This window comes from Solibacillus sp. FSL R7-0668, assembly GCF_038006205.1.
Taxonomy (GTDB): Bacteria; Bacillota; Bacilli; order Bacillales_A; family Planococcaceae; genus Solibacillus.
The window spans coordinates 34,545-51,185 of sequence record NZ_JBBOUU010000003.1 but is presented as its reverse complement, the minus strand read 5'-3'; the positions used below and the strand labels follow the sequence as shown (position 1 = coordinate 51,185).

Below are 16,641 nucleotides of genomic sequence, written 5' to 3'. Positions count from 1 at the left end.
CATTAACATTGCATTAATTTAAAACACATTATATCAAGAGTCTTTCTATCTAAAAATATCCCAAAATTAGGTATTCCATTGCACGAAAAAACTCCTTATAATTAGGTTTGGTAGTTCTGTCCAAATCCCAATTTAAAGGAGCTTACCCATGGACAAGGATACCACAAAATCCACATTAAATGAATTGTTAAAAGTACTCGATGAGAAAACATTTTTAAAAGTTGTGAACGTTTCAAATCTCGACTCTTACATTAAAAAGTTGACAGCTTATAAGTTTCTTCAGCTGTTCATCATTGCGCAATTGAATGAAAAAAGTTCGCTTAAAAAATTAGCGAAACAGCTGAAAGATACCGAAGAACTTCATACATTTATTCAAATGGATGCCATTAGTTCGTCGCAGCTTTCGCGTAAACAATCCTGCCTCACCCCTAGAATATTCGAAAAAGTCTTTCGCCATCTCGCCGTTTCCATTCAGGTGAAAATGAAAGGAAACTCACCGTTTCTTCGTGATATTGGGAAATTACTTGTCATCGATTCTTCTACGATGTCGATGAGTCTAAGCCAATATCCTTGGGCAACGTTTCGAAAAACAAAGGCAGGCGTTCGTCTACATTTGCGCGTGGTTGTCACAAAAGATGTGACACTTCCTGATCAAGCGGTCATTTTACCAGCGAAACACGCAGATCGCACGCAAATGAACAAGTTAATTGATGTCGATTCCGATGCGATTCATCTGTTTGACCGAGGCTATACGGACTATCGACAATACGATAAACTCTGCGATCGAGGAATTCGTTTTATCACACGACTGAAGAAAAATGCAAAAATCGAAGTGTTGAATGAACAAGTCCCAGACGTTGAAAATAACATCTTTTCTGATCAAGAAGTCTTTCTAGGTGATGAGCAGAACCGAACGAAAATGCAGAATACACTACGTTTAATTCGAACGAAGGACAGTGAAGGGAATGAAATTATCATTCTTACAAGTTGTTTCGATTTATCGGCGAAAGAAATTGGTGACCTCTATCGCTATCGTTGGAAAATCGAAACGTTTTTTAAATGGATGAAACAACATCTAAGAATCAAAAGCTTCTACGGAAAAAGTCAAAACGCTGTGTATACACAAATTTGGATCGCCTTAATTACGTATTGCTTACAGGTATTATTAAAACTGAAATTGAACCATAATGGACCTCTTTTAGACTTAAAAGAAACGCTCCAAAATCTACTCTTTAAGCCATTTGAAGTATTTATAAAAGCGCTATTTAGGGCGCCAACCAGAAAATCAAAAGGACGGAAAAAGTACGATTGGAACAGAGAATTTCAGCACATCGTCAGACAGTTCCACGAAAGAGAGGTGGAACATCTGGACGAATTAACGTATGATCCAATTTTCTAAGCTGTATCGGATGTAAATAATTTACAATTTGTGGATAAGAGCTACCGCTTATGCGCATGTTGACTTTTTTTAAAATCTAGGAAGAACAATTGTTCAGAAAATTCTGGAATTAATATTAAATAGGTATTTTATCTCTTTTGACAAACGTTAAAAATTTTTATGCAACGTTAATGATTTTAGAAGAATAAATAAAATAAAGTTTGACAATTCAAAAAATATATATTACATTAATTTCTAATAAAAGAATATTTAGTGAGGTTATTTCGAGAAATGCACGATGAAGAAAGCATTGAGTTATAACCAAAAATATTGCACTGTTCAATACAACTTGAAAAGTGACAATGTTAATTAATAAACTTTAGAAATGTATTTCTAACCTCACTGTTTTTCTTTTCAGTGGGGTTTTTTCTTGCCCCTAATTATAAATAATTGGAGGTTTTTTTATGCAAAAGGTTAGATTTAAATCTGTAGAAGCGCTAAAAAGAAGAAATAGTGTACCGTCTACTGTATTAGTTGCCCCATCTGGATCTGGCAAATCAACTTGCTGTAATACGATAATAAATCCTGAAATGAATGAAGCGATGTCAGTTGGTGTTGGAAAGAATCAAACAACAAAACTTAGCACTCAATTTATTTTAGATTCTCGAATTGAACGTGATGATGTATGTTCAATTTTAATTGAAAAGAAGTCTGTGGATTTAAAGTTGGTTCAAAAGAAAATTTTAGATGAGACTTATAAATTATTTATAAAAAACGGTTATTCGAGTGAAGATATATTTGATGAATTAGAAGAAGACTTTTTTGAAGGAATCCTTTCACCGTCAGATGCAATGTATAACTTGAAACAGATTGAAAATTTATTGGATGAAGAAAAATTAGTAGAAGCACTGGCTCCAATATTATTGGAAATTGATAAAGTTTTTTCGGAAAAGGTCACGGAGCGTAAGAAAAATATTGATAGTAAAAATATGAAATTAAAAGATATAAGAAAATTGGTTTTTGAAGATCTATGGGATACTTTCGAAGAACAAAAGGAATTATTAAACCTTTATTTGAAGCATGTAGAAGTATTAATTGATTTGGAATTAAAATCGTTAGTTGGTATAGAAGAGAATAATCATCAAGAGATTTTAATTGAAAAATTAATTTTAAATGAAGAAGGTATAAAATTTTTACAAAAGCTTTATAATCCAGCAGCAATTTATAGTTTGATTATAAGAGATATTAAAATTGCATGTAGACCACATATAGAATTAATTAATGCGCATCAGGGTAATTATCCATTTAGATTTGCTATTCGAGATACGATGGGGATAAACCAAGATAAATCGGATGTTGATTTTATTAGTGATGGTATCGAAAGAGCCTTTAGTTATGATACAGACTCTATCTTAATTTTAATTAGTTTAATAGAGAGAGAAGATGTTATCAAAACAAGCTTAGAAGCAATTTATAATAAACTTGATGATTTGAAAAAACGCAAATCTATCGAAAAACCTGTATATATACTTTTTACTAAGGCTGACGATTTCATTGAAAATAAAGTTAGCATGAAAAAGTCTAAATTGGCTATTACTCAAGAAGATTATTACAATTTTACTCTACAGGCAATAGAAGAAATTGAGGAAGAAATTGGTGTTTGGGGTGATAAGTCTAAATTACCTTTTGTAAATACTTATTGGGTATCGATGAGATATAAAGACTTAAAAATAGACCCGATTCAACAAGCGGTAGAAGGAAACGAAGAGTGGCTTAGTCGATTAAACCCAAAAGGCTTATATAGCTATGTAGCAAAAATTTGCAATGATTGTCAATTGAAAGCTTTGCCAGAAGGACAAGTTCACCCTCTAATGGTAACTCCATTAGATTACGATAAAAATGTTTTAGAACTCCGATTGGATAATTTGTTTTCAGATAATATTAAGTTTATTACAGAAGAACTTACCTTAAATGAGTATAATTTTAATGAATATTATAAAAAAATCGTTGAAAATAAGTTTCTATTCCATGGGAGAGCAGTTTCTACCTATTGGTCTAAATTAACTTATGGAGAAGGTCATAAGACGAGAGCGAATGTATACGCTAATTTTAATTTAAATATGAAAGGTTTAATAAGGAAAGTTATGTTGAATGAATCTTTTAAAAATATATTGATTAATTCAATTGAACTCGATCTCTCTAATGTAGGCGAAAGTGAAATTGTTAACATTGCAACATACTTCAATAAGCAAGGATTACTTGATAATGAAGAAATTGATCAAGTGATTGCATATTTAGAAATATTGGTAAAAAATTATTTTGAGAATAATATATATCAATATTATTCTATTTTAGATCAAGTGGCTTATAAGGCTTCATATGCGAACCCATATATTCGTAAAAGCTTAGAGGAGGCTTATTACCGTTATATGTCTTATGATAATTCATTGAGGGAAGTACAAAAAGAGTTTTACAAATTATTTAGTGAAAAGGAATTTTTAATAATAGTTCAAAAGGAATTTGAAAAAGAGTTAACAGGCACTATTAATAAATTATTTGTAGCTATATAATTAACGCCTGCACTACCCCTTCATCACAAGCAAATGACGCTTTGTGTGAAGGGGTACGTGTCGCTTTGGCATTAAACGGTCCGATAATCACTCGCTGTAAGTGCCTAACAGCGAGCAGATTCCTGTATCGTTTACGGCAAGGCCGCCATACCAAACGAGGCGAAGGTCAAAATCTAATACAAAAGACAAATCAGAAGTGACTGTCACGGCAGTCACTTTTATTGTGAGCATTTTTTCGATTTCTTTCGCCATACGCCCAAGCAATAAGATCATTTGCTTGGGCTTTGCCATTTGCGTTCAACTTGCGGCAAGCAGCGTGGCAGATTCTGCCTACCACACTGCTATCCGAGTTTCACCTCCAAAAGCAAGGACCGTCAAAATTTTTTGTTTAAACACGCTTGCGCTACAAAAATTTTTGAGCTATCGCTGGGCGATTCCTTGCTTTTTGATTGCTGCAAATAGCTGCATGGCATAGCCAAGAAATCGGAAAAAATTCAGCCTTCCGACTTCATGATTGCGGCTAAAGCAATCGAAAAAATCTAAGGAGGAAATACCATGACAAACTATAGCAACCAGTCGTTACAGCCAATTTATGAGATTGTGAAAATTAAAGCCGAGCGTCGCAAATTGCCAAAGAAATATTTGTCGGAAAACCTTACAGATTATATAGTTCGTAGTCCTCAAGATTTTGCTGATATTGCCATGAAATTTATTGGTGATGAAGATAGAGAAATTTTTTTAGTCGCATGTTTATCGACAAAAAATCAAATTCAATCCTTGCACCGTTGTCATATCGGTTCACTCAATGCGAGTATCGTCACACCACGCGAGGTTTTCAAAACAGCCTTCTTACAAAATGCAGCTTCAATCATTGTTGGGCATAATCACCCGTCCGGCAATTGCACACCAAGCCCTGAGGATATTGAGGTTACCCAGCGTTTAAAAGATGCAGGAGAGTTGTTAGGAGTCGAGCTTCTTGACCATCTGATAATCAATGAAAATGATTTCCTTTCATTAAAAGAAAAAGGTTATATGTAATATTGGAGAGGCGTACACCTAGTACGTCTCTTTTCAATTTAAGTGGGTTAGGGAAATGTGCTTTAAGCGAAAAATTGCGTCGCCTTGCACGCAAGGCGACTTAGGTAAATTAAAGGATACGAAGAAAATAAATGATTGTTCTTCAAAGTTTCAATGATGAAAATTGTGTTTATTTTGTATTTATAGTTTAACACTAGAAAATCGTTCTATAAAATAATGTTATTACAATTTAGAATAAATCAATTGATTGTTTTTTGTTTACAAAACAATCAATTGATAGTAAAATGTGATTAACAATCAATTGATTGTTTTATCCAACCATTTTTTAAGGAAGTGAGTCACGTGAATGCTGAACCATCGTTAAATGAAGTGAATGATTTTTTAAAGGTGACCAGGAATATTTTAAATTCTGATGACCATAATTTTAGTATTCAAACTACGCGTTATGAGGAAAATCCATTGGATCCATTTACAACTCAAAACACATTATTAGCTCTTGGGTTTGATGATGATGATGTTATAGAGTCGCTCATAACCCTGACAGCAAAGGACTTTTCTGAGAAAGTTCCCGATTTTAAAAGACCAGGTACACCGGATTTTTGGGTTTTTGAAAAAATTATTGATGGTAGAAGTATTTATGTGAAATTTAAAATTAGAGATGAAAAGGATAAAATAATTTTTTGTATGTCGTTCCATTTCGCACGACAGCCTTTCACGAAAAAGCCGTACGCATGACAGAAAGGGGTAGATATTTTAATATCTACCTCGTATATAAATTATAATTTATAAAGGATGAATGATTATGAATAATTCTTTAGAGTTTTTATGTCCATTTTGTAATGAATCACATGAGATTCAAGTATTAAATAAACCTACGCAAGCACTAATTAATGGTATGGCCGTACAATATGAAGAAACTACTTACTATTGTGAAAAAGAACAAGAATTTTTTGTTCCCAAAGCTATCTTAAAAAACAATTTACTTGCTGCAAGAGATGCGTATAGAATGCAAAATGGTTTATTAACTTCACAAGAAATAAAGGATGCTCGTAATCAATATGGATTAACACAAAAGGAATTTGCTCTTTTATTAGGGTGGGGAGAAGTTACAATTCAACGTTATGAAACAAAATTGATACAAGATGAGACCTTTGATCAAAAGATTAAAAATGTAAAAGATAATCCTAAGTTAGCCTTAGAAGAACTTGAAAAACATAAAGATAAATTTGAAAATATAATTAGATATAATGAAATAAAAAAAATAATCTCTTCTTTAATTAAAACTAAATCTATAAGCTATTTAAATAAACAAATTATTGAATCTTATTATATTGATTTTAGAGAAAAATCGGAACTTAATGGTTTTAAGGAATTAGATTTGGAAAAAGTCATTGATATGATAAGTTTTTTTGCAATGAAAAGTTCGAGGTTATATAAAGTTAAATTAATGAAGTTGTTATGGTATAGTGATATGCTATTTTTTAAAAAGAACAAACAAAGTATGTCTGGTTTAGTGTATGAACATTTACCATTTGGGGCTGTACCCTTAGCTCATGAAGAGATTCTAAAATATGCAAGCAAATGTATTGATATAACTTCTGAAGAATTTGATAATGGAGCAATAGGATATAAAATTACTCCTAAAGAATATGGAAATTTAAAATTAGAAAGCGGAGAAATTGAAATTTTAACGAAAGTAATTGAAAAGCTTGGGAAATTTGGAAGTAAAGAAATTAGCGACTATATGCATGATGAAGAGGCATATAAGCAAACGGATGATAACGATATAATTCCTTATGTTTTCGCTGAAAAAATAGATGGTTTTAATATAAGTTGATTATCTTCTAAAAAAATTATTTATAAATTCAAATAATCTTTACACATGAGGCACCTCCATATTTGAAAGGAGGTGCCTTTATATGGAAATCAAGATTTACTATAATTACCTAAAGTTATCACTTTGTGTTTTGCGAATTGCTTTTCAAAAGCTCCGCTTTTTCAAGGTGTTGTTTTTCAGTTGTACCAGCTGTAAGAAGTACCTATTTTTCCTTAGCAAATGCCACTTTCAACTATTCATTTTTCTCTGGATAGCCTTGATACTTCGGCACCAGCCCTCTTAATGAATCATTTTTCATTCATTGTACTCAGCAATTAATAGCTGGCTGTTTTCAATCGCTATATGTGCTTCATCTATTACGCACTTATTTTAAATACTATTTCTCTTTAATATTTTTTGACAAAGAAGCAGCATTTTTAGCAATATCCATATATGTTTTCCATGAAGTAGCATCGTACTCTTTATCAATGGAACAATCTATAATGCCTCTAATAGAAATATCCTCTGCTGGTTTAAGATTAAGGTGAATATCTTTTATATTTTGAAGGAATTTTCCATTATTAATTTTGAGATAAATGCTGTTTGTTTTAAGGATTAAATCGTTTTTATCGTATTTATTGATAATTATTTCATAGCCTAAATTATTAAATGTATTTTCATATTGTTTGAAAATAGAAGCATGTGAATTGAATTTTGAAGATAGCTTAGCTTCAGCTAGAAGTTCTTCTTTGATAGCCTTTTCATCAAACGGTTCATCCCAAATATATTCTGTAAATACGGATAAAAATTCAGGTGTATTCATTTCAAGAATAGTATTATTACCAGTCTTGGCAATTTTAAAGTTAATAAATTTAGTGATTTGATTACTGTTAAGTATTGTTAGATATGAAAAATTAATTTTTGATAATAAAGCTTTTATAAAATCTATTTCACTTATCTTATAAAAATCAGATTTAGGGATGAGACCATTGTTATTACGGATATTTGAAATAGTTTGCCCTAATAAGTCATTTTTTCTGAGCCAACGTACAATCTTGGGTGTAGGATAGAGTAAGTCATTTTGATTTTTTTCTTTTAAGGATTGGATATTATGATCTTGTTCGACGTTATCTTTAAAAAGAGTTTTTATTTCTTGGAGTGTTTCTTGATGAGGTTTTGTGTAATATTTTTGAATGGCATTATTTAATTTAGTAAGTAAATCTTGTTTTTTATTATGAAGAACTGAAGGTAAAAGAGTGTCAGCTTTATTGAAATTTCTCTGTTCATTTTCAGTATAGGATACAACACCTGGTACTTGCTCGTTCAATTGTTGTAAAGCTAAGGTTTTGACATGTAAAAATTCTATTTCTTTTAAAGATTTTTTTATTTTATCACCGAATTCGTCAGCACAGTTTCTTCCTATATTCCAGGTCGCTTTTGTTTTTTTATTGATTACTTGATGAATATATTTTAAGTTGGACTGATCACAAAGTTGGCAACTAATCGGATCTCCTTCATAATTATCTGGAAGAATTCTAAAACCTTTTTTATGGTAATCCCATTCGGCTTGACAAGTTTTAATAACATTAGTGATCACTGCGCTATCATAACCTAAGGATTTTTGATCCTCTTTATTTAGTTCACCATTAGTCTGTAGATGTTTTATTAATGCATTTCATTAACGTTGCATAAAAATTTTTAACGTTTGTCAAAAGAGATAAAATACCTATTTAATATTAATTCCAGAATTTTCTGAACAATTGTTCTTCCTAGATTTTAAAAAAAGTCAACATGCGCATAAGCGGTAGCTCTTATCCACAAATTGTAAATTATTTACATCCGATACAGCTTAGAAAATTGGATCATACGTTAATTCGTCCAGATGTTCCACCTCTCTTTCGTGGAACTGTCTGACGATGTGCTGAAATTCTCTGTTCCAATCGTACTTTTTCCGTCCTTTTGATTTTCTGGTTGGCGCCCTAAATAGCGCTTTTATAAATACTTCAAATGGCTTAAAGAGTAGATTTTGGAGCGTTTCTTTTAAGTCTAAAAGAGGTCCATTATGGTTCAATTTCAGTTTTAATAATACCTGTAAGCAATACGTAATTAAGGCGATCCAAATTTGTGTATACACAGCGTTTTGACTTTTTCCGTAGAAGCTTTTGATTCTTAGATGTTGTTTCATCCATTTAAAAAACGTTTCGATTTTCCAACGATAGCGATAGAGGTCACCAATTTCTTTCGCCGATAAATCGAAACAACTTGTAAGAATGATAATTTCATTCCCTTCACTGTCCTTCGTTCGAATTAAACGTAGTGTATTCTGCATTTTCGTTCGGTTCTGCTCATCACCTAGAAAGACTTCTTGATCAGAAAAGATGTTATTTTCAACGTCTGGGACTTGTTCATTCAACACTTCGATTTTTGCATTTTTCTTCAGTCGTGTGATAAAACGAATTCCTCGATCGCAGAGTTTATCGTATTGTCGATAGTCCGTATAGCCTCGGTCAAACAGATGAATCGCATCGGAATCGACATCAATTAACTTGTTCATTTGCGTGCGATCTGCGTGTTTCGCTGGTAAAATGACCGCTTGATCAGGAAGTGTCACATCTTTTGTGACAACCACGCGCAAATGTAGACGAACGCCTGCCTTTGTTTTTCGAAACGTTGCCCAAGGATATTGGCTTAGACTCATCGACATCGTAGAAGAATCGATGACAAGTAATTTCCCAATATCACGAAGAAACGGTGAGTTTCCTTTCATTTTCACCTGAATGGAAACGGCGAGATGGCGAAAGACTTTTTCGAATATTCTAGGGGTGAGGCAGGATTGTTTACGCGAAAGCTGCGACGAACTAATGGCATCCATTTGAATAAATGTATGAAGTTCTTCGGTATCTTTCAGCTGTTTCGCTAATTTTTTAAGCGAACTTTTTTCATTCAATTGCGCAATGATGAACAGCTGAAGAAACTTATAAGCTGTCAACTTTTTAATGTAAGAGTCGAGATTTGAAACGTTCACAACTTTTAAAAATGTTTTCTCATCGAGTACTTTTAACAATTCATTTAATGTGGATTTTGTGGTATCCTTGTCCATGGGTAAGCTCCTTTAAATTGGGATTTGGACAGAACTACCAAACCTAATTATAAGGAGTTTTTTCGTGCAATGGAATACCTAATTTTGGGATATTTTTAGATAGAAAGACTCTTGATATAATGTGTTTTAAATTAATGCAATGTTAATGAATGCATTTACATTTAAGGTATGAATGGCTTCACTATTTAAAATAAGTCTTGCAAGTTTATAATCGATAGCTAAATATTGGTTTCTTACTTTATTTCGTCTGACACTGGGTTTTTTAGTTTGCATAAAATCACCTCAAAATAAGAAAGTATGGTCTGTTATCATTTTACCATAATTTACAGCGGCTAAATGTTTATCGGGCATAAGTATTTCAAATTGCCCGTATTTATAGTAATAATCAAAATCAGCTCTAGTTGCATGTTCGTTTTTACTGCCTTTACGTATGTAACAAAAACCTTTATGCAATTTGCCGTATTGTTTCTTTAGTAAATAAGGCTGTTCTTTAGGTTCAGGGATTTCTAGTATCGCTAGTTGTTTATTTTTGTAAGACACATATTTTAAATTACAAATTATTTGAGGTTCTATATTTTCGAGTATTAGCTCTTGGTATGAAGCAGCGTCAACAGGATCATTGATATCAAATAGTTCCTTTATTTGCTGTACATTTTCTTTTACACCAAAAACAATATATCTTGGTCCTTGTATTTTGGTATTAGCCATGGCTAATACGTCTTTTAATAAATCCTCATAATTTATCTTTGCATATAGTCCTTTTTTAAAATCTTATCCTTCATGCTCAGTTTGATTCAATAAGAAATTTAATAATTCTTCGTTCATGAATTTAGCCTCCTTAGGAGTAATTGTAGCATTATTCATTATGGAAGGAGATGGAATTTTGAATGTTTATTTTTCATCTATCAACCTTAAAAAATAATGCTTGTTTAAGGTTGAAAGTGATATACTAAAACAAACATAAGTTCTTATATTCAAAGTAATTAAGTAGCGAAAAGAAACTTTTCAAAATTTAAATGGGAGCATTCCTGTTAGAAGAATTTTCAGGGACTTGAAAAGAAAAAAGCCCTCTCGTATGATGTTTGAGTGTCAACCAGACAATTGACTCGCACATCTACAGAGAGGACTTACAACAATGAATTTTAATACGAATGAAAAAATTAATCAAGTTTCTGAAAATACGTTAGTCATTGGCATCGATATTGCCAAGCATAAGCACTTCGCTTGTGCTGTGGATGATCGCGGTCGCGTGCTCCAAAAATCATTTCCTATCGTGCAATCACGTATCGGATTTGAAGCGTTTTATGAGCGTCTGCTTACGTTAAAAACGGCACATGAAAAACAAGAAATCCTCGTTGGTTTCGAGCCAACTGGTCACTACTGGATGAACTTAGCGGCGTTTTTAACACACTATGGGATTCCGTTTGTGATGGTCAATCCGATGCACGTCAATCGCTCGAAAGAACTCGACGACAACCTGCAGACGAAAAATGACCAAAAAGATGCGCTTGTCATCGCCCGTCTAATGCGAGATGGACGCTTTAGCTATCCTCGTCTTTTAGAAGGCGTGGAAGCGGAATTACGAAATGGTGCGACGTTGCGTTCAAAAATTCAAGAGGATTTAAACGCCCTTCAAAACCGCATCATTCGTTGGTTAGACCGTTTCTTCCCAGAGTTTACACAAGTCTTTAAAAATTTTGGAAAAATGGCGTATGCGGTGCTGGAAAAAACGCCGCTGCCAATGGATATTCAAGGGAAAACACCGGAAGAACTGCTCTTCCTTTATCGCCAAGTAGACGGGATGAAAAGTCCTCAACTACCGAAAGCGAAACAATTAGTCGAACTGGCACCTCATTCAATTGGACTGACGGAAGGACTGGTGATGGCCCGTTATGAAATCGCCACACTGCTTTCTCAAGTGAAACTAATGCAGGCACAGCTCGATGAATTGACTGTACAATTAACGGAATTAGCGAAACAAATGACGGATTATGACTACCTAGCATCTGTACCCGGAATCGGCGATGTCACGATTGTCGAATTACTATCAGAAGTCGGTTCGCTCACGCAATATACGCATCCACGCCAATTAATCAAACTCGCGGGACTCACATTGCGTGAAAACTCTTCAGGTAAACAAACCGGACAAAAACGGATTTCTAAACGTGGAAGACGCAAACTTCGCGCCCTCCTATTCCGTGTCATGATGCCATTGATTCAACATAATCTAGCGTTTAAAGCGTTACACGAACATTACACCACACGCACCAACAATCCACTGCGTAAAAAGCAATCGATTGTCGTCCTGTGTGGGAAGTTACTGAAGATTTTACATGCCTTGTGTAACAAGAAAATTTATTTTAATCCAGACCAAATGATGAACGATTTCACCCAGCTTCAAACGGCTGCGTAAGCGACACCATCAGAAGTCACAAACAAGAGGATGACACGGAGAAGCCGGCACTATTTCCACCATTCGACCGTGCGAATCGCAAAGAGTCCCTAAGGGAGCATCGCCAGCCTCTGCCTTATGAATAGACCGAACGAAGGAATGTACGCGCATCAGACGCCTAGAGATATGGGAGGGTCCGTCATCATAAGCAACGCAGAGATCCAAAAGTGCATCGATATAGCGCACAGGATCAGAGGGATAATTACCATTTACTGGTTTATCCTATAGCGAAGCGTACGGACTGTTTGTAAAAAAAATCAAGAATTACAAAATAACGATAGATGTACGTGTCGAAAAATATTTTTTGGACACTCGAAAACGGTGCAAACCATTGATATATCAACATTTATAGAGGGAGGCATATATAATGGAAGAAACCCTATTTCCTTTGCAGCAATATAAAATGACGAAGCAAAAGGACGAAACGCTACAAAAGATTCGGCAGGATAAGTTAAATCGGTACCAGTCCGATTTCAATTTGTTTCAAGCCTTTTGTGATGAGCATTTCCTTTCAAAGGATTTTGAAGCACTCGAACTGTATCTTCATGACCTGATCACGCAACAACAAGTTCGATTATCGACATTTAATCGACGTTTAGCCGGCGTGAAGTACTGGTTAGTACATGAATACGGATTTCAATTCACCTCAGAGCACGAGGGAAGCATTAAATTACTACGTAGTTTGTACGATCAAGAGGATTTTTTACGATTAAAGCCGATGCATGGGAAACGTGCTGAAAAGCAAAGTGATGTACTGCGACTCATTGATCGCTACGATACAGATAAAAAGAGTGACATTCGCAAGCGAGCAATTTGTTTGGTGAATCTTATTACAGCGAATCGACCGTCTGAAATGGTACGGTTAAAAGTGAGTGATTTTGATTTAGAAAATCGCACAGTTCAAGTGATGATGGTGAAGCAGGGCGAAATGAAAGAAAAACGCCTGACGTTAGAGTGTGTGCAGGCGATTCGAAACTATATCGTGGCATACGAATTAATGCCCGAGGATTATTTCGTCGGCGCTGCCGATAAATGGGGCAACCATACGAGCAGGCAAATTAGTGAGGTCAGCTACAATCAAGCCATTCAAAGCTGGCTCGGCTTCGCACCGTACACTTTTAGAAAAACACAAATTACGGCGATGTACCAAAAGGGTGCAGACATTCCGACGATTGCAAAACAGTCTGGTCATAAGTCACATCAGACAATTATGGAACATTATATTAAATTGAAATCGGATGATGTCGATGAATTTTTATAAATGCTCCCACTGTTTATGGGAATTATGGTATTTTACATGATATAATTTTCATATATGAATGGGGTGTTTATATGATATTTGTGCCAAATGAAATAGAACAAGAGAAGATAAATGCAATTCAAAAAGTTTATAACAAAGATTATGCTTTAGTTAGATTAACTTCTACAATGCTTGAAAAAAGTATAATAGATGCATCATTTCTCATTAGAAATATGTTGAGAAAAAATGGAATTGTTGATTTCCAGAGTATTGAACAAGGCAAAAAAAATAGGGTATTAAAGGATTCCTTTATCCTTAGTAAATCAGAAATTATCAAAGTGACTTCGAGTTTTTATAGACCAAATACAAAAAAGGGAGATCCAAGATTTTGGTTATATAAGTTTAAAGATTTCGTTGATGTTAATACTTTAATTTATCTTACACCATATAAAAATCATTTAATGGTGATTGTTCTAGACGATTATTTTGATAGTAGTTTCATTAATAAAGTATTTTCTAGTGAAACGATTCAATTAAAAGCTGAAATTTTAGAAAAAATCAATATAGTACGTGAAAAAGGCTTTGTTTATAGTGTTTCAGATGCTAAAAAAATTGCCCCTAAAGATGTAGGTGATACATTTGAACGTGAAATGGGAATTGAACCGAATATTAAACCAACTGCTGATTATAAGGGTAAAGTGGAATTAAAAGCAAAACGTAAAGCAAGTAAAACAAAAGATTCTTTATTTTCACAAGTTCCAGATTGGTCTGCTAGTAAAATAAAATCAGCTGGGGAACTGATTTTAAAATATGGATATCCGCATTCGAAAAAACCAGAATATTTAGCATTATATGTAACGGTGAGTAATATACCTAATAAACAGGGGTTTTATTTAAAAGTAGAAGAGGAAAAAGAACAGTTAGTAATGTGCGATAAGCATGGGACGGCTTTATGTGTCTGGCATTTTAAAGATATTGAAGCGAAACTATTAGCTAAACACCCATCTACTCTATGGATTATGGCTGATGAAGAAAGTATAAATAATCACTGGCATTTTAAATATACAGATGCGGTTTTAACAAGAAATCCTATATTTACATCATTTTTAAGTCTGATAGAGCAAGGGAAAATTACATACGATTGGAGAGCGAAAGTTAAACCAGACAGAACTGGTTACGATGATCATGGGAATGGGTTTAGGTTAAACCCTAAATATAGAAATGAGCTTTTTGCTGAGGAAGAAATTATTTAAATAAAATAAGTGCCTAGCCTATTTATTAGACTAGGCACTTATTACTTTAACATTTCTCTAAAGCTTTTTTTACTTCATTTGCAATTGCATACGCTAATAAAGGTGGGACTGCATTTCCTACTTGAGTGAATTGAGGAACTTCTTGGCTACGTTTTTCTCCACCAGTTGTTCGTTTTCCTAAGAATTCAAAGCTGTCATCAAATGACTGTATTCGGGCCATTTCTCTGACGTTTAGTATTTTATTTTTAAGGGGATGAATGAAATCATCTGGTAAAGTAACCATAGTAGGACCTGGTTGACTACCATCTAATCGTGTTCGAGTATTTTTATTTGTTAGTACAGCATTAATAATTTCATCCCAAGATAACTGAGCTTTTCCTATATTAAAAAATAAAGGGATTTGAGTATAACTGATTTCAGTAATCAATTCACCTTCATCATTTGTATGAGTCACGTACTGAGGCGTGAAATTTTCGTTGTTAAACCAAGAGGTTACATCTTGCGTAGAGATAAAAGTGTTTAGTTTTAACTTTGCTGCTGAAAAAACTTCAACAATAAGCTCTACATTGAATTTTTTAGTACCAATATTCTTTTTACATTCATTGATGAATTCCGTTGAATTAATATCTAAATTCCAAAGCTTTATAATTCGTTTATAGAAACTTTCTAATAAAGAAGATTTTCCATTCGCATCTTTCTCGAGTTCAATGTTTTTTTTAATTAAAATAGTCTCTAATAGGTGCTTATTAAATGTTTTATTAAGGTTGAACGTAGTTTCTAACAGTAGATTTGGTAGCTTTTCTAAATCTATAACTTTATTGCCATGTAGTTTATTTGTTAAAAGACGGTTTTTTAACTGATTAACAGATTCACCTTGTTGAAATAATGAAAAGCGTTCTACAATTACAGGGCTATGTTTAGATTCTTCCATATTTAATGGGGATTTTAAATGAGCTATGGGTTCACCTGTTAACATATGACGTGTTCGCCCCAACTGCGATTGATTAGAAAAGTCACTTTCGCCTTCGACAGTTACACCTTTTAACGCATCTATAACAGTTAGTTTTTGTTCTGGTAATGGTGTCGTTGCTTCTGGATAATTTAAAGGTTTGACGTCGTTTCTATAGGCTAAAAAGATAGCTCGTTGTCTACGCTGAGGTACACCATAATCTGATGCATCTAAAATTCTTGGCGGTAATACAGTATAACCAAACGCTTCTAACTCTTTAGTTACTACATTTTTTACTAATTCATCGTCTTTGTAAGAAATGTTATTAAAGCTTTCAAAGTCTGGATTTACTTCCATTGTCATAAACCCAGTTACGTTTTCCATCACGATATATTTAGGCATTAGATAATTGATTACTCGCAAATACTCTCTAAAAAGCATATTACGTGGGTCAGACTTATCTCTTTTTCCAGCCACGCTAAATCCCTGACAGGGTGGTCCACCAAAAATTGCATCTATATCTCTAGGGCGGAATGTTTTACTATTAGATTTAAAGAGACTAAGGGAATTGATACAGTTTAAAATTTCTTCTCCCTCTAAATCTCGTATATCGCTTAATTTGAAAAAGGTATTCTCACCTTGAATTAAACCTAATTGATTATGTCTTGCTTCATAAGTTTGTTGTACATAAGGGCTTCTGTCACTTGAGAATACTATATGAAAACCTGCTTGTAATATTCCTTCACTAAAACCTCCAGCACCGCAAAATAAATCTATTGCGTACATTTGTTTGTTCACCTCTTTATAAAATTAGCATAAAATAGAGTATAAGTCCAGGGATTTGT

At 33.6% G+C, this 16,641-nt stretch carries 12 protein-coding genes and 1 pseudogene; 8 read left to right on the top strand and 5 right to left on the bottom strand.

All coding sequences use genetic code 11. The annotated features are described in order from the left end of the window. Positions 1 to 148 precede the first annotated feature (148 nt). Both MKX47_RS20985 and MKX47_RS20980 read left to right on the top strand, forming a co-directional pair. Positions 149 to 1,399 (top strand): IS4 family transposase, encoded by a 1,251-nt coding sequence (locus tag MKX47_RS20985; protein ID WP_340770139.1) that lies wholly within the window; start codon positions 149 to 151, stop codon positions 1,397 to 1,399. Positions 1,400 to 1,842: 443 nt separating this feature from the next. Next, complete coding sequence (locus MKX47_RS20980; RefSeq protein WP_340778357.1) at positions 1,843 to 3,948, top strand: hypothetical protein; 2,106 nt, start codon at positions 1,843 to 1,845, stop codon at positions 3,946 to 3,948. 87 nt (positions 3,949 to 4,035) lie between these two features. On the opposite strand, the gene MKX47_RS20975 is transcribed toward MKX47_RS20980, so the two are convergent. Next, positions 4,036 to 4,239, bottom strand: coding sequence for a hypothetical protein (locus MKX47_RS20975; protein WP_340778355.1), 204 nt, complete (start codon positions 4,237 to 4,239; stop codon positions 4,036 to 4,038). A gap of 264 nt (positions 4,240 to 4,503) precedes the next feature. Between MKX47_RS20975 and radC the strand changes: the two genes are divergently transcribed. From radC to MKX47_RS20960, 3 genes are all read left to right on the top strand, one after another. Next, entirely contained in the window at positions 4,504 to 4,986 is a 483-nt protein-coding gene (gene radC / locus MKX47_RS20970; protein ID WP_340778352.1) for a RadC family protein, read from the top strand. Between the two features lie 342 nt (positions 4,987 to 5,328). Beyond that, on the top strand, positions 5,329 to 5,721 hold the full coding sequence (locus MKX47_RS20965) for a type II toxin-antitoxin system MqsR family toxin (RefSeq protein WP_340778350.1): 393 nt from the start codon (positions 5,329 to 5,331) through the stop codon (positions 5,719 to 5,721). A 67-nt stretch (positions 5,722 to 5,788) separates the two neighbouring features. After that, entirely contained in the window at positions 5,789 to 6,823 is a 1,035-nt protein-coding gene (locus MKX47_RS20960) for a type II TA system antitoxin MqsA family protein (RefSeq protein ID WP_340778347.1), read from the top strand. A 376-nt stretch (positions 6,824 to 7,199) separates the two neighbouring features. On the opposite strand, the gene MKX47_RS20955 is transcribed toward MKX47_RS20960, so the two are convergent. From MKX47_RS20955 to MKX47_RS20945, 3 genes and pseudogenes are all read right to left on the bottom strand, one after another. Beyond that, positions 7,200 to 8,399, bottom strand: a complete 1,200-nt coding sequence (locus MKX47_RS20955; RefSeq protein ID WP_340778345.1) for a hypothetical protein — start codon at positions 8,397 to 8,399, stop codon at positions 7,200 to 7,202. A gap of 252 nt (positions 8,400 to 8,651) precedes the next feature. Continuing rightward, a complete protein-coding gene (locus tag MKX47_RS20950; RefSeq protein WP_340770139.1) occupies positions 8,652 to 9,902 on the bottom strand; it encodes an IS4 family transposase in 1,251 nt (416 codons plus the stop codon). A gap of 282 nt (positions 9,903 to 10,184) precedes the next feature. Next, positions 10,185 to 10,661: pseudogene (locus tag MKX47_RS20945) on the bottom strand (AlbA family DNA-binding domain-containing protein); the annotation flags it as partial. Positions 10,662 to 11,037: 376 nt separating this feature from the next. Here MKX47_RS20945 and MKX47_RS20940 point away from each other — a divergent pair. From MKX47_RS20940 to MKX47_RS20930, 3 genes are all read left to right on the top strand, one after another. Then, positions 11,038 to 12,315, top strand: a complete 1,278-nt coding sequence (locus MKX47_RS20940) for an IS110 family transposase (RefSeq protein ID WP_340770751.1) — start codon at positions 11,038 to 11,040, stop codon at positions 12,313 to 12,315. 406 nt (positions 12,316 to 12,721) lie between these two features. Then, a complete protein-coding gene (locus MKX47_RS20935; RefSeq protein WP_340778343.1) occupies positions 12,722 to 13,615 on the top strand; it encodes a tyrosine-type recombinase/integrase in 894 nt (297 codons plus the stop codon). A 71-nt stretch (positions 13,616 to 13,686) separates the two neighbouring features. Then, entirely contained in the window at positions 13,687 to 14,847 is a 1,161-nt protein-coding gene (locus MKX47_RS20930; RefSeq protein ID WP_340778340.1) for an MvaI/BcnI family restriction endonuclease, read from the top strand. 46 nt (positions 14,848 to 14,893) lie between these two features. Here MKX47_RS20930 and dcm read toward each other — a convergent pair whose 3' ends face one another. Next, positions 14,894 to 16,582: a DNA (cytosine-5-)-methyltransferase gene (gene dcm, locus MKX47_RS20925; RefSeq protein WP_340778338.1), complete on the bottom strand. Its 1,689-nt coding sequence runs from the start codon at positions 16,580 to 16,582 to the stop codon at positions 14,894 to 14,896. Positions 16,583 to 16,641: the final 59 nt, after the last annotated feature.

Excerpts from the sequence above, each read along its gene's own strand:
- MKX47_RS20985 (WP_340770139.1), top strand. The coding sequence starts at position 149 with ATGGACAAGGATACCACAAAATCCACATTAAATGAATTGTTAAAAGTA.
- MKX47_RS20980 (WP_340778357.1), top strand. The coding sequence starts at position 1,843 with ATGCAAAAGGTTAGATTTAAATCTGTAGAAGCGCTAAAAAGAAGAAAT.
- MKX47_RS20975 (WP_340778355.1), bottom strand. The coding sequence starts at position 4,239 with ATGGCAAAGCCCAAGCAAATGATCTTATTGCTTGGGCGTATGGCGAAA.
- radC (WP_340778352.1), top strand. The coding sequence starts at position 4,504 with ATGACAAACTATAGCAACCAGTCGTTACAGCCAATTTATGAGATTGTG.
- MKX47_RS20960 (WP_340778347.1), top strand. The coding sequence starts at position 5,789 with ATGAATAATTCTTTAGAGTTTTTATGTCCATTTTGTAATGAATCACAT.
- MKX47_RS20950 (WP_340770139.1), bottom strand. The coding sequence starts at position 9,902 with ATGGACAAGGATACCACAAAATCCACATTAAATGAATTGTTAAAAGTA.
- MKX47_RS20940 (WP_340770751.1), top strand. The coding sequence starts at position 11,038 with ATGAATTTTAATACGAATGAAAAAATTAATCAAGTTTCTGAAAATACG.
- MKX47_RS20935 (WP_340778343.1), top strand. The coding sequence starts at position 12,722 with ATGGAAGAAACCCTATTTCCTTTGCAGCAATATAAAATGACGAAGCAA.
- MKX47_RS20930 (WP_340778340.1), top strand. The coding sequence starts at position 13,687 with ATGATATTTGTGCCAAATGAAATAGAACAAGAGAAGATAAATGCAATT.
- dcm (WP_340778338.1), bottom strand. The coding sequence starts at position 16,582 with ATGTACGCAATAGATTTATTTTGCGGTGCTGGAGGTTTTAGTGAAGGA.